Annotated in this window: 16 protein-coding genes; 15 read left to right on the top strand and 1 reads right to left on the bottom strand. The window is 55.4% G+C overall.

Annotated features, from left to right (window positions below; all coding sequences use genetic code 11):
- The 15 genes from V2391_RS04915 (at position 1) to nagA (V2391_RS04845) (ending at position 16,381) form a co-directional block, all read left to right on the top strand.
- Positions 1-1,086: an isocitrate/isopropylmalate dehydrogenase family protein gene (locus tag V2391_RS04915; RefSeq protein WP_022094615.1), complete on the top strand. Its 1,086-nt coding sequence runs from the start codon at positions 1-3 to the stop codon at positions 1,084-1,086.
- Between the two features lie 126 nt (positions 1,087-1,212).
- Positions 1,213-2,307: a hypothetical protein gene (locus V2391_RS04910; RefSeq protein ID WP_329738437.1), complete on the top strand. Its 1,095-nt coding sequence runs from the start codon at positions 1,213-1,215 to the stop codon at positions 2,305-2,307.
- 533 nt (positions 2,308-2,840) lie between these two features.
- On the top strand, positions 2,841-4,331 hold the full coding sequence (locus V2391_RS04905) for a PTS transporter subunit EIIC (RefSeq protein WP_271730391.1): 1,491 nt from the start codon (positions 2,841-2,843) through the stop codon (positions 4,329-4,331).
- Between the two features lie 232 nt (positions 4,332-4,563).
- Positions 4,564-5,295 (top strand): GntR family transcriptional regulator, encoded by a 732-nt coding sequence (locus V2391_RS04900; protein ID WP_271730392.1) that lies wholly within the window; start codon positions 4,564-4,566, stop codon positions 5,293-5,295.
- Positions 5,296-5,438: 143 nt separating this feature from the next.
- A complete protein-coding gene (gene nagA / locus V2391_RS04895; protein ID WP_238057373.1) occupies positions 5,439-6,608 on the top strand; it encodes an N-acetylglucosamine-6-phosphate deacetylase in 1,170 nt (389 codons plus the stop codon).
- Positions 6,609-6,640: 32 nt separating this feature from the next.
- Positions 6,641-7,114 carry a YhcH/YjgK/YiaL family protein gene (locus tag V2391_RS04890; RefSeq protein WP_271730393.1) on the top strand — a complete coding sequence of 158 codons (474 nt, stop codon included), beginning with the start codon at positions 6,641-6,643 and terminating at the stop codon, positions 7,112-7,114.
- Between the two features lie 485 nt (positions 7,115-7,599).
- Positions 7,600-9,396, top strand: a complete 1,797-nt coding sequence (locus tag V2391_RS04885) for a glycoside hydrolase family 35 protein (RefSeq protein ID WP_271730394.1) — start codon at positions 7,600-7,602, stop codon at positions 9,394-9,396.
- A 2-nt stretch (positions 9,397-9,398) separates the two neighbouring features.
- Positions 9,399-9,863: a PTS sugar transporter subunit IIB gene (locus tag V2391_RS04880; RefSeq protein ID WP_006236263.1), complete on the top strand. Its 465-nt coding sequence runs from the start codon at positions 9,399-9,401 to the stop codon at positions 9,861-9,863.
- A 93-nt stretch (positions 9,864-9,956) separates the two neighbouring features.
- Complete coding sequence (locus V2391_RS04875) at positions 9,957-10,844, top strand: PTS mannose/fructose/sorbose/N-acetylgalactosamine transporter subunit IIC (protein WP_195543933.1); 888 nt, start codon at positions 9,957-9,959, stop codon at positions 10,842-10,844.
- Positions 10,834-11,673 (top strand): PTS system mannose/fructose/sorbose family transporter subunit IID, encoded by an 840-nt coding sequence (locus V2391_RS04870; RefSeq protein WP_006236265.1) that lies wholly within the window; start codon positions 10,834-10,836, stop codon positions 11,671-11,673. The genes V2391_RS04875 and V2391_RS04870 overlap by 11 nt, the downstream gene beginning before the upstream one ends.
- Before the next feature lie 188 nt (positions 11,674-11,861).
- On the top strand, positions 11,862-12,485 hold the full coding sequence (locus V2391_RS04865) for a hypothetical protein (RefSeq protein ID WP_329738436.1): 624 nt from the start codon (positions 11,862-11,864) through the stop codon (positions 12,483-12,485).
- 81 nt (positions 12,486-12,566) lie between these two features.
- The gene (locus V2391_RS04860; RefSeq protein WP_040360084.1) at positions 12,567-12,995 is read left to right on the top strand and encodes a PTS sugar transporter subunit IIA; all 429 of its coding nucleotides are present in this window, start codon (positions 12,567-12,569) and stop codon (positions 12,993-12,995) included.
- Between the two features lie 87 nt (positions 12,996-13,082).
- Positions 13,083-13,817: a GntR family transcriptional regulator gene (locus V2391_RS04855; protein WP_329738435.1), complete on the top strand. Its 735-nt coding sequence runs from the start codon at positions 13,083-13,085 to the stop codon at positions 13,815-13,817.
- 111 nt (positions 13,818-13,928) lie between these two features.
- Complete coding sequence (agaS, locus tag V2391_RS04850; protein WP_271730396.1) at positions 13,929-15,095, top strand: SIS domain-containing protein; 1,167 nt, start codon at positions 13,929-13,931, stop codon at positions 15,093-15,095.
- A 116-nt stretch (positions 15,096-15,211) separates the two neighbouring features.
- Positions 15,212-16,381: an N-acetylglucosamine-6-phosphate deacetylase gene (gene nagA, locus V2391_RS04845; protein WP_099432209.1), complete on the top strand. Its 1,170-nt coding sequence runs from the start codon at positions 15,212-15,214 to the stop codon at positions 16,379-16,381.
- A gap of 74 nt (positions 16,382-16,455) precedes the next feature.
- Here the strand turns inward: nagA (V2391_RS04845) and V2391_RS04840 are convergent, their stop codons facing one another.
- A complete protein-coding gene (locus V2391_RS04840) occupies positions 16,456-17,040 on the bottom strand; it encodes a flavodoxin domain-containing protein (RefSeq protein WP_271730397.1) in 585 nt (194 codons plus the stop codon).
- Between the last annotated feature and the right edge of the window lie 111 nt (positions 17,041-17,151).

Here is a 17,151-nt window from a genome sequence, read left to right as displayed (position 1 = left end):
ATGGCGCACGATGTAGTCCTGATTCCTGGTGACGGTATCGGTCCCGAGATTACGCAGGCTATGCGCCGCGTGGTCGAGGCCACTGGTGTCCAGATCAACTGGAACGTCCAGGAGGCCGGTGCCGGCGTCATGGACGAGTTTGGCACGCCGCTGCCCCAACATGTGCTCGATGCGGTCGCCGAGACCAAGGTTGCTATCAAGGGCCCCATCACCACGCCGGTCGGCACGGGTTTCCGCAGCGTTAACGTCGCCCTGCGCAAGCATTTTGACCTGTACGCCTGCGTGCGCCCCTGCCTGTCGCAGCCGGGCGACGGCTCGCGCTTCCGCGACGTCGACCTGGTTATCGTGCGCGAGAACACCGAGGACCTCTATGCCGGCATCGAGTTCGATGAGGGCGCTGCCGAGGTCGAGGAGCTCTCGCAGCTCGTCGAGCGCTCGGGCCAGAAGACCTTCGCCGCGGATTCCGCCATCTCAATCAAGCCGATTTCCATCGCCAAGAGCCGCCGCATTGTGGAGTACGCTTTTGAGTACGCCCGCCGCTGCGGCCGCAAAAAGGTGACGGCCGTGCATAAGGCCAACATCATGAAGGCGACCGATGGCCTGTTCCTGCGCGTTGCGCGCGAGGTGGCCGCCAACTATCCCGATATCGAGTTCAACGACAAGATTGTCGACGCCACCTGCATGGGCCTGGTCCAGAACCCCAACGACTTCGATGTCCTGGTGCTGCCCAACCTGTACGGTGACATTGTGAGCGACCTGTGCGCCGGTCTGGTAGGTGGACTGGGTATGGCTCCGGGTTCCAACATCGGTGCCGACTGCGCCATCTTCGAGGCGACGCACGGCTCCGCGCCCGATATCGCTGGCCAGGATATCGCTAACCCCACGGCCGAGATTCTGTCCGCGGCTATGATGCTCGATCACCTGGGCGAGAACGACGCGGCCAATCGCATTCGCGCCGCCGTTTCTGCCACGCTCGACGAGGGTGAGCAGGTTACCGGCGACGTTCGTCGTGCCCAGACCGGCTCCGTTGAGGGCGCTGTGGGCACGCAGGCCTTTGCCGATGCCGTTATCGCGCACCTGGCCTAAGGCATGCAGACTGCAAACGCCTAAATAGTACTTAAGTGTTTGCGTATAACCTGAGAATCAATACGCCCGGCGCTTTGTCGGGCGTATTCTATTGTGGACTATGTTTCCTAACAAGGAGTAACTGATATGGGTCTGATTCAAAAGAAGGACGAGAAGGACGAGATCGACGGCATCCAGATCATCGAGCGCGGCGAAGGCCCCGATGGTGATGAGGAGGAGAAGATCGATCTGGTCGCCGGTACGTCTGCCGAACATATTGCCGCCGGTACGACGGCCGAGGAGGAGGACGCTCGCCTGGAGGCAAAGATCGCCGCGGACGCCGCCGACGAGAACCTCATGCCCGAGGAGCAGGACGAGGACGACGATATCCTGGGTTCCGACGAAGACGACCGCGCATCCAAGCACAAGAAGACGATGATTGCCGCCTTCGTGGTTGCAGTCGTGATCGCTGCTGTGGTCGGCTTCTTTATCGGCAACGGTGGTTTTGGCGGCAAGGGCGTCGGCTCGGCGACCCTCACCGAGGACCAGCTCGATTCGACCGTGGCAAGCTACAGCTACAACGGCAAGAAGAGCGACATCACCGCGCGCGAGGCCATTGAGAGCCAGTACAGCCTCGACACCGTCAAGGATGGCGATGGCAACTACACCGCTCCCTCTGCCGACGTCATCCTGTCCTACGTGCGCAACAAGATCCTGCTCGACGCTGCCGAGGACGAGGGCATCACCGTCTCTTCTAAGGAGATGAAGAAGTACGCCGAGGATTCCATCGGCACTTCGGACTACAAGACCATGGCCACGCAGTATGGCGTGTCCAAGGACCAGGCCAAGCAGATCGTCCGTCAGTCCGCGACGCTGCAGAAGCTCTATAAGAAGAAGGTGGGCGACAGCTCCGCAAGCATGCCGACCGCTCCGACCGAGCCTGCTGACGGCAACGAGGAGACCGCGAGCAAGGACTACGCCGATTACATCATCAACCTTGCCGGCGACGAGTGGGATAGCGAGAAAGGCACCTGGAAGGACGCCGATAGCGCCTACGCTAAGGCCTTTGCCGACGATGCCTTTACGGCCGATAGCGCTACCTATAAGCAGGCCATGACCGCCTATTACACCGCCTACCAGCAGTATTCCTCGCAGGCTTCGAGCGCCAGCTCCAAGTGGACCGAGTATGCTAACGGCCTCTACGCCAAGGCCAACATCAGCATCTACGGCCTGTTTGCATAAAGATCGCCTGAGCTTTCGAGTACGAAGCCGATATATCTGATTGAGCCCGCTAGAACGAACGCCGTTCTAGCGGGCTTTTGCGTTGTAAGAAAGGGCGGGGAAGAGAGTGGTAGGGGAGGGGTTTATATACAAATTCTTGAAGACTTTATTCATGTAAAGTGAAAATGATTTCGGCCAAACTGGTAGTAACAATGTGGTACCACTGTTCATCTGGTAGTAACCAATTTTGAGACGAAATCGAATGGAAATTGCTAAGAATTAGTTTGATAACGAAAGAAATGCACCATGTCTACCTGCGGAAATTACCGTTTACGGGCTAAAAATAACCGTTTGGCAACGATATAGTAATTTGAACGAAATGTGGTGGACGTTTGAATTGAGTGTGTGCTACCGTACATACCGGCAACCCCAAATAGGGATTGGGTTGTCTAAGTTTGCGCACCAATGCCGGCAAGCGGAGAAGCCGGTATGCACAAGGCGCGGACATGGAACTCGTTGGTGAACAACGAAAGAAAGGTTGGAGGAGATACCATATGATGAAGTACCTCCAGAAGCTCGGCAAAGCGCTGATGCTTCCCGTCGCGGCGCTTCCCGTCGCAGGTATTCTTATGGGTGTGGGCTACCTGCTCGCTCCCGCAGTCATGGGTGCTGCCGGTGACACTACCGGTTTTGCCTATACCGCCGGTTTCCTGCTCATCAAGGCAGGCGGCGCTCTTATCGATAACATGGCCTGGCTGTTCGCAGTCGGCGCCGCTGTCGGCCTTGCCGACGATCACGATGGCACCGCTGGCCTCGCTGGCCTCGTCGCCTTCCTGATGATCCAGCAGCTCCTGAACCCCGCTGTTGTTGGCACCATTCGTGGTATGGACGCCGATGCTCAGACCGCTTGGCTTGCCACGACCGAGGGCATCGCGTTCTCCAAGATCGCTGGTAACTCCTTCATCGGTATCCTGTCCGCCGTCATCGGTGGTACTTGCTACAACAAGTTCAAGGACACCCGTCTTCCCGACTGGCTGGCCTTCTTCTCCGGCAAGCGTTGCGTCGCCATCATGACCGCCGTCATCTGCATCGTCGTCTCCGTCGTCCTGCTCTTTGCTTGGCCGCTCATCTTCGGTGCTCTTGTTGCTCTTGGTGAGGGTATCGCCGCCATGAGTGGTATCGGCGCTGGCATCTACGCCTTCCTTAACCGCCTGCTCATCCCGACTGGTCTGCACCACGCTCTGAACAACGTGTTCTGGTTCGACACCATCGGCCTGGGCGATCTGACCCACTTCTGGGCTGGCGAGACCTCCGCTGACGTCAAGTGGAGCCTCGGTATGTACATGTCCGGCTTCTTCCCCTGCATGATGTTCGGTATCCCGGGTGCTGCCCTGGCTATGGTTCAGACCGCTAAGAACAAGAAGGCTGCTATCGGCCTGGTTGTCTCCGCTGCCATCTGCGCCTTCGTCTGCGGCGTCACCGAGCCCTTCGAGTTCGGCTTCATGTTCCTGTGCTTCCCGCTCTACGTCGTGTACGCTGCCCTGTACGGCGTCTTCACCGTCATCACCTACTTTGTTGGTTTCCGTGCCGGCTTCTGCTTCTCCGCTGGTGCTACCGACCTCCTGTTCTCCGCTAGCCTCCCGGCTGCTGCCAACACCTGGATGATCATCCCGCTGGGCATCGCTGCCTTCGTGGTCTTCTACCTCGTGTTCCGCTTCGCCATCACCAAGTTCGACCTCATGACCCCTGGTCGCGAGGACGAGGATGTCGAGGAGACCTCCGCTTCCGCTGCCGCTGGCGACGACAAGTTCGCCGCTCTGGCCGCTGCTGTTCTCGCTGCCGTCGGTGGCAAGGAGAACGTCAAGACCGTTGACTGCTGCGCTACTCGCCTGCGCTTTGAGCTTGGCGATTCCGAGCTGGTCGACGAGGCCGCCTGCAAGAAGGCTGGCGCTCTGGGTGTCATGAAGATGGACAAGGGTGCTACCCAGGTCATCATCGGCACGCAGGTCCAGGCTGTTGCCGAGGAGCTCAAGAAGCTTCTCTAAGCCTTAAAGACGTATCAGTCTTACAAAGGGTCGTCCCGCTCCGCGGGGGCGGCCCTTTTTGCTACCTCAATACTTGATGCAGTGATGTAATTGGTATTACAGTGTGCAGGCTATCAACCGGCAAACAATATTGAAATATGCTGGTTGACCTGCTGTTATTCCATTAAAACTGCTATAGTACGTGGTGTCTGGTTACAACCAATTTCGAGTCATTTATCCGGCAGGTATCATTATGGCAATGGGAGCGCGCAAACAACCTCTGTACGATCAGCTCGTCGATTTGCTGACCGATAAAATCGATCACGAGCTTCGACCCGGCGACTATTTGCCGTCTGAGCGTGACCTGTCGGAACGCTATGGGCTCTCGCGTACAACGGTTCGCCTTGCCCTGCAGGAGCTTGAGCGCTTGGGCTTGGTGGTTCGTCAACGCGGCCGTGGAACCATGGTGTGCGACCGCTCTCTGCAAACGGCAAACCTCACGCAAACCTATAGCTTTACCGAGCAGATGAGGGCGATCGGCCGTGTGCCCAAGACGACGATTCTTGAGTTTACCGAGGTCGAGGCTGATAAGAATATTGCGGCAGAGATGAACGCACGCCTGGGCGAGCGTCTGTACAAGATCAAGCGCCTGCGTATTGCCGATGGTGTGCCGCTGATGATTGAGTGCACGTATTTGCCGAGCCGCAAGTTCTTTGCGCTTAAGCGCCCCATGATTGAGAACAAATCGCTGTACGACATGATCGAGCAGGACTTTCACGAGAAAGTTCGCGTGGCAGAGGAAGAATTCTACGCGAGTATCGCCCGCCATTCCGACGCTCGTCTGCTCGAGATTGCCGAAGGCGCACCGGTCCTGGATTTGATTCGTACCACATATGACATGAACAACGAGGTTATCGAGTATACGCGTTCGGTTGCGCGCGCCGACCAGTTTAAGTACAAGGTCTACCACAACCGCGCAGTCTAGAGTTATTGGGTATAAACGGCTTGGCGTGTTTTGCGGCGGGTGCAAAATGTGCCAAGCGGTAGAAGGCAACGAACAATCGCTCGAATTAACAATGCAGTGGTTTTTGATCCGCCCTAAAACGCACTGCGGGTACGGGAGCATAGATGAGCACGTATGCTATCAAGGCCGACAAGTTCTTTTTGCCGGCGGGGCCGCAGCTGGGCGGCTACCTTATGGTCGAAGATGGCGTCTTTGGCGCTTGGCAGGCCGATGAGCCCGCTTGCGAGATCAAAGATTATTCGGGTACATGGATTGCGCCGGGCATGGTGGACACCCACATTCATGGCTTCTATAACCATGCCACGACCGATAACGATGCCGAGGGTATCAACATCAGCTCGACCGAGCTCGCTCGTCGTGGCACCACCAGCTGGCTGCCCACGACCTTTACCGACGGCGTGGAGCAGATCAAGGACGCCTGTGCCGCTATTGCACAGGCGGACGAAGAGCGTGGGCCCGAGTTCTGCGGTGCTCGTATTCAGGGCATCTACCTGGAGGGTCCGTTCTTTACCATGAAGCACGTGGGCGCCCAGAACCCCGCTTATCTGATCGACCCGTCCGAGGAAATTTTTGACGAGTGGCAGGAGGCCGCCGGCGGTCGTATCGTCAAGAGCGCCATGGCGGCCGAGCGCGATGGCGCTGCCGCTTACGCCGCGGCTCTGAGCGCCAAGGGTGTCGTGACCTGCATTGGCCACTCCGATGCCACCTATGATGAGTGCGCCGCCGCCATCAATGCTGGCGCCAGCTGCTTTACGCATACCTACAACGGCCAGCGCGGTCTGCATCACCGTGAGCCCGGTGTCGTCGGGGCCGCTATGACCACGCCCAACACCTATGCCGAGATCATCTGCGACGGCAAACATGTGAACCCCGCTGCTATCAAGGCCCTGCTGCAGGCCAAGGGCTGGCAGCACACGGTGCTGATCACCGACTGCCTGGGTTGCGGCGGCATGCCCGAGGGCAAGTACACCAGCGGCGGCATGGACGTCATTATGAAGGACAACCTTTGCTGGCTCGCCGATGGCTCTGCTATCGCCGGCTCGGTGCTCACGCTCGCACAGGGCGTCAAGAACATCGTCGACTGGGGCCTTGCGAGCGCCGATATCGCCATTCGCATGGCGACTGAGGTGCCTGCGCGTTCTGCTCACGTCGGGGATAAATGCGGCAGCATTATGCCTGGCCGCGACGCCGACTTTGTCGTGTTCAATCCCGACCTTACCCTGGTCGAGACGTATGTGGGTGGCAATAGCGTCGGTAACGCGTTTACCGAGTAGCCGCCAAAGAAACGAACCGAGAGGGGATTTAGATGATTTACGGTGCATTGGGCGATATCGAGGAGTACCGCGGAATGCTCAAGGGCCTCGACGTGCTGATCGACTGGCTCGAGGAGAACGACCCGGCGCAGCTCGAGGTCGGAAGCCATCCGATTCTGGGTGATAAGGTCTTTGCGAACGTCATGGCTCCCACGACGCGTCCCGAGGACGAGGCTCACTATGAGACGCATCAGCGCTATCACGATCTGCAGATCGACGTCGAGGGTCGCGAGGCCTTTAAGGTCGCTACGGGTAGCCTGACGCTGGTCCAGGAGTTTGACGAGAAGGACGATTACGATCTGGTCGATTCCGACACTTCGATCGCCGGCGATCTTGCCGACGACAAGTTCGCGCTGTTTGTTGCCGGCGAGCCTCACATGCCCACGCTCGAGTTCCCGGGCGATGGCGCACAGCCGGTCAAGAAGATCTGCTTTAAGCTGCTTGCAGACGCTTACTGGGAGGAGTAACGCGCTGCTCGGCTGAGTTGTTCGCCTGATGGCGTGATTCCCCTAGGGAAATCACGCAAGGACCCCGCCAAATGTGTTTCCCCTAGGGGAATCACGTTTGGCGGGGTTTTATGTTTATGAATAGGGGAACTGAAGCCGTGACGATGCTTGGGTTGGCGCACGCGCACTCAAATCGGCAACAACAAAGTAGATAAGCATTTGAAGAAATGCGATTGAAACATAATGTAACTAGTATGAAATAGTGGATAGCTGGTACATACCACCTTTCAAATATAGAATCGTTAGAAATCTATAGTTAAAAAGTAATTTACCAGCGGGTTTATATTTTGTTCATTAAAGCCGTTCATCGCCATTTCGCTACCGTTTACGGACCACTTCAGATTCTGTCTACATAATTGCGTTAATGCGTCCATAATAGGCAAGGCGTTTAGCCGAGGGCCGAGGAACCGGCATCCGCGTCGTAGAGCACGAAGATCGGGAGTAGCATGCATTCGTTTAAGATCACCAATCAATTCCTACTTGATGATGAGCCGTTCACCATCTTGTCGGGGGCGATTCACTATATGCGTGTTCATCCGAGCGACTGGCACCACTCGCTCTATAACCTTAAGGCTCTTGGGTTTAATACGGTCGAAACGTATGTACCGTGGAATCTTCATGAGCCAAAGCCTGGCGTCTTCGATTTTTCTGGCTCAATCGATTTGGCGGCATTTCTTGATGAGGCAGCATCGCTCGGTCTGTATGCAATTGTTCGGCCCTCTCCGTTTATTTGTGCAGAATGGGAATTTGGCGGCATGCCAGCATGGCTGCTGCGCGAACATGATATGAGGCCGCGTAGCAGCGACACCAAATTTCTTGCTCACGTTGCGCAGTACTACGACCATCTCATGCCGATACTCGTCTCGCGTCAGATTGACAAGGGCGGAAATATCATCATGATGCAGGTTGAAAACGAGTATGGATCATATTGCGAGGATAAGGACTATCTTCGCGCGATTCGTCGCCTTATGGTCGAGCGTGGGGTTTCCGTGCCCCTTTGTACTTCCGATGGCCCGTGGCGTGGGTGCCTTCGTGCCGGTACGCTCATTGACGATGATGTGTTGTGCACCGGCAACTTTGGTTCTCATGCAAAGGAGAACTTTGAGGCTCTTTCTGCTTTTCACAAGGAGCATGGAAAACAATGGCCTCTTATGTGCATGGAGTTGTGGGACGGCTGGTTCAATCGCTATGGGGAGAACGTCATCAGACGCGATCCCGAAGATCTTGCCTCTTGCGTTCGCGAGGTGCTCGAGCTTGGAGGATCTTTAAACCTCTACATGTTTCATGGAGGCACCAACTTTGGATTTATGAACGGATGTTCTGCACGCCATACGCATGACCTGCACCAGGTGACATCATATGACTACGATGCTCCATTGGACGAACAGGGCAACCCGACCGAGAAATACTTCGCAATTCAAAGGACAGTTCACGAGCTGTATCCCGATATCGCGCAAAGCAAGCCGTTAACAAAAAAGGCGTTTTCCATGCCCGATATTTCGGTGAGTGAGCGCGTAAGTCTCTTTAATGTGCTCGATATTCTTTCGGAGCCGATTGAAGCCCAATATCCTATGCCCATGGAAGAGATGGGTCAGTCGTATGGATATACGTTATATACCACGACTGTCGAGCGTGACCGTGCAGATGAAGAGCGTATTCGGGTTATTGACGCCCGCGACCGCGCTCAGGTGTTTGTGAACGGTGACAAGGTGGCGACGCAGTATCAGGAGCACATCGGGGAAGATATTCACTGCGTTCTTCCCTGTGAACACAACCGCCTGGATGTTCTGACCGAGGATATGGGTCGCGTCAATTATGGTCACAAATTGCTCGCTGATACGCAGCATAAGGGCATTAGGACAGGAGTTTGCGTTGATCTTCACTTTGTTACCGGTTGGGAGATGCGTTGTCTGCCACTCGATAACATCGATAATCTTGATTATTCCGCCGGCTGGGTAGAGGGGCAACCTTCCTTTTATCGCGCAAAGTTTGATATATCTGAGCCGGCTGATACCTTTATCGACACTACGGGTTTTGGAAAGGGTGTGGCATTCGTAAACGGAACGAATGTCGGACGTTTTTGGGATAAGGGTCCCATCATGACGCTCTATGTTCCGCACGGTTTATTACACCCTGGTACCAATGAACTCGTTATGTTCGAAACAGAGGGCGTGTATGATGCGAAAATCTCCCTTCGCTCTGAGCCCGTTATCCGTACACTTGAACAAGAAGGAGTTGAGTAGAAATGATTGTAGGCGCACGAATCGACTTTCGCTTGATTCACGGACAGGTGGCAAACCTCTGGTCTAACGCCCGTCAGGTAAGCCGCTTCATGGTAGTTGACGACGAGGTATCGCAAGATGCTACCCAAAAGCAGGTTCTTCGCATGGCTTGCCCGGCAACTGTGAAGTTGTCCGTGCTTCCTGTCGACAAGGCCGCTGCCAACATCACTGCTGGCAAATATGATGCGCAACGTCTCTTCATTGTTGCGAAAAAGCCTGAGGTCTACGTTCGACTTTTGGAACAAGGTGTTAAGCTTGAGCAGCTCATCGTCGGTAATATGACGACAATGGAGCCGGTCAAGAAGCTGAATCGCAACATTAGTTGCGACCAGGGGGACCTTGACGCATTTGCCAAACTCAAGGCCGATAATCTTCCTATTGTCATTCAGCTGACGCCGCAGGATAACCCAGAGGCTCTCACGCTCTAGTCGAATTAACGCTAGGCCGTGAAGGGGGATGCACGGTTTATATAAGCGTATTGGTATTGTAGAAACTGTTACACCTTAAATAAGGAGTTAACCATGATTGCTTGGTGGCAGATTCTTCTGTTAACCCTGTATGCGGGTTATCAGATTCTGGATGAGCTGAACTGGTACACCTGTGCCGGCTCAGCCGTCTTCTCTGGTATGATTACCGGTTTGATTATGGGTGACCTACAGACTGGCCTGTTTATCGGCGGCAGCATGCAGCTCACCGTCCTGGGCGTTGGTACCTTTGGCGGCGCCTCTCGTATCGATGCCAACTCCGGCACTCTGGTCGCCACGGCCTTTGCCGTGGGCGCGGGCATGAATCCCGAGACGGCTCTTGCCGCTATCGGCGTACCTGTCGCTGCCATTCTCGTTTACACCGATATCGCCGGTCGTTTCGCCAACACGTTCTTCGGTCACATGTGCGATGCCGATATCGAGAAGATGAACTGGGGCGCCTACAACGTACACTACTTGCTCGGTGCCGTTTCCTGGATGTTGTCCCGCATGATTCCGGTCTTCCTGGCTCTCGCATTTGGCCAGGGCTTGGTCGAGGGCATCACCACCGCCCTTAACGGCGACTTGAAGTGGCTGGGTGACGGTCTGTCTGTTGCTGGCGGTGCCTTGCCCGCCGTTGGCTTCGCCATCCTGCTCCGTTACCTGCCGGTCAAAAAGCACGTCGCCTACCTGCTGCTCGGCTTTGTAGTCGCCGCCCTGTTTGGTACGGCCTTCACGAGCATCATGAACCTCAACGCCAACATCGTCGCTGTGAACGGTGCGCTTGGTAAGGGCGCCGTGGATATGGTCGGTATGTTCAATAACATGTCGATGCTGGCGATCGCTATTATTGGCTTTGCTCTGTCTTTGCTGTACTACAAGAACAACCAGCGTCCCGTCGCTGCTGCTGGCGCTGCGGAGGGAGACGACGACGATGAGCTCTAATGAGAAACTCGCCAATGGCACCACTGGCTACAAGATTACCAAGGACGACCTTGCGCAGATCAACCGTCGTAACCTGCTTGGTTTCCAGGATGGTTGGAACTACGAGCGCATGCAACACTCTGGTTATCTCTGGATTATCCTGCCCACGCTGCGCAAGCTGTACGGTGACGGCACGCCGGAGCTAAAAGAAGCCTGCCGCGCCCAGTGCGCACCGTTCTTCAACACCTCAAACTTCCTCAACACGATCATCACCGGTATCGATTTGGCGATTGAGGAAGAGGAGGGCATTGAGGGCCTCGAGGCTGTTGCCGGTCTCAAGACTGGTCTCATGGGACCGCTGGCTTCCATCGGCGATTCCATCTTCGGTTCGCTGCTCCCGACCATTTTTGGCGCCCTGGCTGCCAATATGGCCATGAACGGCAACCCCTTGGGTATCTTCATCTGGGTCGCCGTTAACATCCTTGTTGACTGGTTCCGCTGCAAGCAGACCCACATGGCCTATGAGCAGGGTATGAAGCTCGTCACCACCATGAGCGACCGCCTGAACGCGTTGACCGACGCGGCCTCCGTAATGGGTGTCTTTATGGTCGGTGCCCTGGTCGCAACCAATGTCGGTATCGTCATTGCAGCGAAGCCTGTTATCGGTGGCGTTACCGTTGACTTGCAGAATATCTGCAATATGATTTGCCCCAAGCTGGTTCCTGCCGCGCTCGTCGGCTTCGTATACTGGCTCCTTGGTAAGAAGGGCATGACCTCGACGAAGGCTATCTTTATCGTCTTGGTTCTGTCCATTGCCTTGGGTGCATTCGGTATCATTTGCAAGGGCTAAGTACCCCATATTGTCGCGACATTTGATCCTCAATTAAGATGTGGCGCACACCTCCAAGGCGACTTTATCGCCATATCCCCTGGAGTGTGCGCCTCTTTTGTTTTGTCGGACACCGCTGTTCATAGGCGGTTATGCAGTCATCGTGTTCGATTAATTCATTAAGGCTGCCTTGAAGGGAATATAGTGCAATGCCATTTTGGATTGTCCTGTTCATTTGTGTTGTCGTGGCTTATTTCGCTGTGACCGAAGGAGCGAAAAAAAACTTCGATATGAAATTGCAGGTATTGTTTAACTTGGGCTTATACCAAGATTGCATAGACCTGCTCGATCGCAAACTAGCGCGTATAGTAATGTCTACGTATAAGCAGTATTACCTTCGTTTCACTATCTACGAAGCTGCTGATATGGACGCATATGCAGATCGAATGCTTGACCACTTGCTGGAGATGTCGTGCAGCGATAAGCAACGTCGACAGCTTGCGGTTCGCGCCTTTAATTTCTATATCAAGACGGGTGACCGCAAGCGGGCGGCGTCCATGTTGGAAGAGATGCGTCCCGTCGTGTCGAAGGGTATTTTGGCGGACAGTCAATTGACCTACGACATAGTCTTTCGCCGTCGGCATGATAAGATCGATGAGATGGAAGCCATGCTAGATACGAACGACCTTGGGTTACGCGGAAAGCTCTATCTGCTGCTCTCATATCAATATGAGAGTAGCGGGAACAAGAGCGAAGCACGTAGATATCGCAACCTTGAAAAGCAGCTTAGAGACGCTCACAGACCTCCCACGATAAAACAAAATACTCACTAAACTTTAATGATGCAGTGGTCGTAAGAGCCCTTTTGAGGGGTTCTATGGCTAGAGAAAGCGAACGGTAGAAAGGTAGATAGAATGATTGGATTTGTACTAACTGGTCACGGTCAGTTTGCACCTGGTTTGAAAAGCGCTGTGGATATGGTCGCCGGCGAACAGCCTAATTTTGAGGTAGTTCCTTTTGCGGGCTCGGAGGCGGTTACTTTTGGTGATGATTTGCGAACCTGCATTGCCAAGATGCGTCAAGCTTGTGATGGCGTATTGGTGTTTGTTGATTTGCTTGGCGGTACTCCGTTCAATCAAGCTATCCCAATGACGACTGAGCTCGATAACGTGACCGTTGTCACCGGAACAAATCTACCTATGTTGGTGGAGCTCGTTATGACGCGTGCGTTTGGAGACCCAACGCTTGATGAACTTGCCGAACGCGCACGGGTCGTTGGTCGTGAGGGAGTCGATCTCAAGAAACTCGAGAGTGCTGACATTGACGAAGACGATGAGATGTAGTGTCGCTATTAGCCCATTTATTGGACATGTTGGTGCGTTACCTGAAGGCTGAAGTATTGGTCAATTGCTCATTTCGTGGAGAATATCATGACGTGCACGAGGCACAGACAACCGCTATATGACCAGCTCGTAGATATTCTGATCGAAAAAATTGATCATGAATATCAGCCAGGTGATTTGATTCCGTCCGAACGTGAGCTTGCCGAACGCTACGGGCTTTCGCGATCGACTGTCCGACTTGCAATTCAGGAACTTGAGTATCTTGGTCGGATTGTGCGAAAACAAGGTCGCGGTACGTTTGTTGCCGATCGACTAGCTCAAGCAACAAATCTTACCCAATCGTACAGTTTTACTGAACAGATGAAAGCGATGGGCCGGCTGCCAGAAACAACCATCTTAGAGTTCTGTGAAATGGAAGCAGATAAAACGCTCTCGATACAAATGGGGATTCGTTTGGGTGAAAAGGTGTTAAAACTCAAACGTTTACGGATGGCAGATGGTATACCTATGATGGTTGAGCGTAGCTATCTTCCAGCAAGGCTCTTTATTTCACTCAAGCGTCCTCTACTCGAACAGAAGCCCCTTTACGATGTCATTGAGCAGGATTATCAGCAGAAAATTCGAGTAGCAGATGAGGAGTTCTCTGCGGGTATAGCACGTCCATGTGACGCTCGGCTTCTAGGTATTAGTGAGGGTGCGCCAGTTCTGGACATAGCCCGAACTACTCACAACACCCAAAATGATGTTGTCGAGTTCACGCTTTCGGTGGCTCGCGCGGACAAGTTCAAGTACAGAATCTCTCACTATCGAGATACTGTGTGATCGGATACGAGTGCTAACGAAAGAAAAACAGCCTATGACTACTACTCGATTTGACTTTTCAGGTTGAGTCTTTGTATATCAGGCAATTTAGTAAAGAAAGAGGTATTAGAAATGTTCGAGAAGAGTGTCGAGGAGCTCACCGAGCTCGGCGCCCAGATCACCACGGCCGAGATTGCTCAGCAGCCCGAGCTTTGGCGTGATACGCTCAACATCTATCGCGAGAACAAGGAGGCCATCGAGGCCTTCCTGGCCGAGGCTCGCGCTATGGGCGAGGGTCGTCTGTCCGTTGTCTTCACCGGTGCCGGTACGTCCGACTACGTTGGCGATACCTGCGCCCCGTACCTGCGTCACGCTGGCAACACTGATCTCTACGACTTTAAGCCCATCGCCACGACCGACATCGTGAGCGCCCCGCGCGACTTCCTGCGCGCCGAGGATCCTACGCTCGTGGTTTCCTTTGCCCGCTCTGGCAATAGCCCCGAGAGCCTTGCCGCCGTTGCCGTTGCAAAGGAGCTCGTCCACAACGTCAAGTTCCTCAACATCACCTGCGCTCCCGAGGGCAAGCTCGCCGTTGAGTCTGCCGATGATCCCAACGCGCTGACGCTGCTCATTCCGCGCGCCAACGACAAGGGCTTCGCCATGACCGGTTCTTATTCCTGCATGACCCTGCTCTCTACCCTTATTTTCGATACGGCCTCTGACGAGCAGAAGGCCGAGTGGGTCGAGACGATTGCCAAGATGGGCGAGGAGGTCATCTCTCGTGAGCCTGAGATCGCCGATTACCTGGCTGGCGACTTCAACCGCGTGACCTACTTGGGTTCTGGCTCCTTCGGTGGCCTTGCCCAGGAGAGCCAGCTCAAGATCCTCGAGCTCGCTCACGGTCTGGTCGCTACTTCCTACGACACCTCTATGGGCTATCGTCACGGACCCAAGTCCTTCGTCGACGATAAGACGCTCGTCTTCGTGTTCGTCAATAACGATGCCTATACCCGTCAGTACGACATCGACATCCTCAACGAGATCGGTGGCGACGAGATCGCTCAGCACACCGTCGCCGTTCAGCAGGAAGGTGCCACCGTCTACGAGGGTGAGTCCTTCACCTTTAAGGGCTACGAGGCACTTCCCGAGGGCTACCTTGCTCTGCCGTTCGTGATGTTTGCCCAGGCTATCAGCCTGCTCAACTCCGTGCGTGTGGGCAACACGCCCGATACGCCGAGCCCCACCGGCACGGTCAATCGCGTGGTCAAGGGCGTGACGATTCACCCCTTCACCGCTTGATCGCGTCCCTCTGTAAGGGCGCCCGTCCGCTCATAACGGCGGGCGGGCGCTTTTTGTTTTACCTGAGCTGGGCATAGCATCACCACAGTCAACTGCTTTAGAAGCAAGGAGTGCATATGAGCACGTACGCAATTAAGGCTGACAAGTTCTTCTTGCCGGCAGGCCCGCAACTGGGCGGCTATCTTATGGTCGAGGATGGCGTCTTTGGCGCCTGGCAGGCCGACGAGCCCTCTTGCGAGATTAAGGACTACACGGGGTCGTGGATCGCACCGGGTATGGTCGATACTCACATCCATGGCTTCTACAACCACTCAACTACCGATAATGATCCCGTGGGCATCGATATCAGCTCGACCGAGCTCGCCCGTCGCGGTACCACCAGCTGGCTGCCCACGACGTTCACCGATGGCGTCGAGCAGATCAAGGACGCCTGCGCTGCCATCGCTCAGGCGGACGAGGGTCGCGGCCCCGACTTCTGCGGTGCTCGCATTCAGGGCATCTACCTGGAGGGCCCCTTCTTTACCATGAAGCACGTGGGCGCGCAGAACCCCGCTTATCTTATCGATCCCTCCGAGGAGATCTTTGATCAGTGGCAGGAGGCTGCGGGTGGTCGCATCGTCAAGAGCGCCATGGCGGCCGAGCGCGACGGTGCCGCTGCTTATGCGGCTGCTCTGAACGCCAAGGGCGTGGTGACCAGCATCGGTCACTCCGACGCCACCTACGATGAGTGCATCGCTGCCATCAACGCCGGTGCCAGCTGCTTTACGCATACCTATAACGGCCAGCGCGGGCTGCATCACCGTGAGCCCGGTGTCGTGGGCGCTGCCATGTCCACGCCCGAGACCTACGCCGAGATCATCTGTGACGGCAAGCACGTTAACCCTGCTGCCATCAAGGCGCTGCTGCAGGCCAAGGGCTGGCAGCACACGGTGCTCATTACCGACTGCCTGGGTTGCGGCGGCATGCCCGAGGGCAGCTACACCAGTGGTGGCATGGACGTCATCATGAAAGACAACCTGTGCTGGCTCGCCGACGGCAAGAGCATTGCCGGCTCGGTGCTCACGCTTGCCCAGGGCGTCAAGAACATCGTCGACTGGGGCATCGCCAGCGCCGATATCGCCATTCGCATGGCAACCGAGGTGCCGGCTCGCTCTGCGCACATCGAGGATAAGTGCGGCAGCATCATGCCGGGTCGCGACGCCGACTTTGTCGTGTTCGACCATGAGCTCACCCTCGTCGAGACGTATGTTGGCGGTCAGAGCGTCGGCAACGCCTTTACCGAGTAACGATAGAAAAAACGGCGGGCCCGAATCTGCTCGGACCCGCCGTATGGGTTAAACGCTCAAAAGCACCTTTACAGTTACAGCTTGTTAGCGATCTTCTTTGCCGTGCGCTTGACGCCGGCCACCAGGCCTCCTGCAGGATGCTCCTTCTCGTAGGCTAGACGCTTCTCGCGCTTGGCATACTCTTCGACGATGATGTCGCCGTACTCGTCTTCAATCTTGTCGAAGAAGTCGACGGCGCCCTTAATTTCTTCAGCGGTCGGGTGTCCTTTTTGGACACCGCCGGTGAGTTTGAACGGCCCCCACGTATCAAAGCCGGGGCAGCCGTAGACCTCCATAAAGATGGCCTGCCTCATGCGGCAGATACCATCGATATCCTTGCCGTACCACTTGTTTTTGCCACCGTAGGTCATAAGGCCAAACACCTTGTTCTGCGGCTGCAGCACGTTCGTGAGCACGCGTGCCATGTCCTTGTCGATCTCGGAGTAATAGATGCCCGTGGCGACGCCAATCAGATGGTATTCGTGCAGGTCGGGGTACTCGTTTTTGCCAAGCGCCTTGACGTCGAGGGTATCGATTTCGGGGTGCGCCTCGACGATGGCGTCCACGAGCTTTTTCGTATTGCCGTGGTGGCGCGAGGCATAGAGGATGATGGTTCGCATAAGAAGGCCTTTCAGCTGTAATTGCATCAATGTCTGTATGGTGCCCCGTTGCATGCCTGGGATACCGGATGCATCGGTGAACGTGCGGGTTTGTCCTTTGGTCAGGGCCGA

It is taken from the genome of Collinsella sp. CM84Y_54 (assembly GCF_036317945.1).
Classification (GTDB): domain Bacteria; phylum Actinomycetota; class Coriobacteriia; order Coriobacteriales; family Coriobacteriaceae; genus Collinsella.
This window is presented reverse-complemented; position numbering and strand designations above follow the sequence as displayed.

What these genes read in the sequence shown, in the direction of transcription:
- agaS (WP_271730396.1), top strand. Translation starts at nt 13,929, where the DNA reads ATGTTCGAGAAGAGTGTCGAGGAGCTCACCGAGCTCGGCGCCCAGATC.
- V2391_RS04865 (WP_329738436.1), top strand. Translation starts at nt 11,862, where the DNA reads ATGCCATTTTGGATTGTCCTGTTCATTTGTGTTGTCGTGGCTTATTTC.
- V2391_RS04910 (WP_329738437.1), top strand. Translation starts at nt 1,213, where the DNA reads ATGGGTCTGATTCAAAAGAAGGACGAGAAGGACGAGATCGACGGCATC.
- V2391_RS04905 (WP_271730391.1), top strand. Translation starts at nt 2,841, where the DNA reads ATGATGAAGTACCTCCAGAAGCTCGGCAAAGCGCTGATGCTTCCCGTC.
- V2391_RS04915 (WP_022094615.1), top strand. Translation starts at nt 1, where the DNA reads ATGGCGCACGATGTAGTCCTGATTCCTGGTGACGGTATCGGTCCCGAG.
- nagA (WP_099432209.1), top strand. Translation starts at nt 15,212, where the DNA reads ATGAGCACGTACGCAATTAAGGCTGACAAGTTCTTCTTGCCGGCAGGC.
- V2391_RS04880 (WP_006236263.1), top strand. Translation starts at nt 9,399, where the DNA reads ATGATTGTAGGCGCACGAATCGACTTTCGCTTGATTCACGGACAGGTG.
- V2391_RS04870 (WP_006236265.1), top strand. Translation starts at nt 10,834, where the DNA reads ATGAGCTCTAATGAGAAACTCGCCAATGGCACCACTGGCTACAAGATT.
- V2391_RS04875 (WP_195543933.1), top strand. Translation starts at nt 9,957, where the DNA reads ATGATTGCTTGGTGGCAGATTCTTCTGTTAACCCTGTATGCGGGTTAT.
- V2391_RS04885 (WP_271730394.1), top strand. Translation starts at nt 7,600, where the DNA reads ATGCATTCGTTTAAGATCACCAATCAATTCCTACTTGATGATGAGCCG.
- V2391_RS04840 (WP_271730397.1), bottom strand. Translation starts at nt 17,040, where the DNA reads ATGCGAACCATCATCCTCTATGCCTCGCGCCACCACGGCAATACGAAA.
- V2391_RS04860 (WP_040360084.1), top strand. Translation starts at nt 12,567, where the DNA reads ATGATTGGATTTGTACTAACTGGTCACGGTCAGTTTGCACCTGGTTTG.
- nagA (WP_238057373.1), top strand. Translation starts at nt 5,439, where the DNA reads ATGAGCACGTATGCTATCAAGGCCGACAAGTTCTTTTTGCCGGCGGGG.
- V2391_RS04890 (WP_271730393.1), top strand. Translation starts at nt 6,641, where the DNA reads ATGATTTACGGTGCATTGGGCGATATCGAGGAGTACCGCGGAATGCTC.
- V2391_RS04855 (WP_329738435.1), top strand. Translation starts at nt 13,083, where the DNA reads ATGACGTGCACGAGGCACAGACAACCGCTATATGACCAGCTCGTAGAT.
- V2391_RS04900 (WP_271730392.1), top strand. Translation starts at nt 4,564, where the DNA reads ATGGCAATGGGAGCGCGCAAACAACCTCTGTACGATCAGCTCGTCGAT.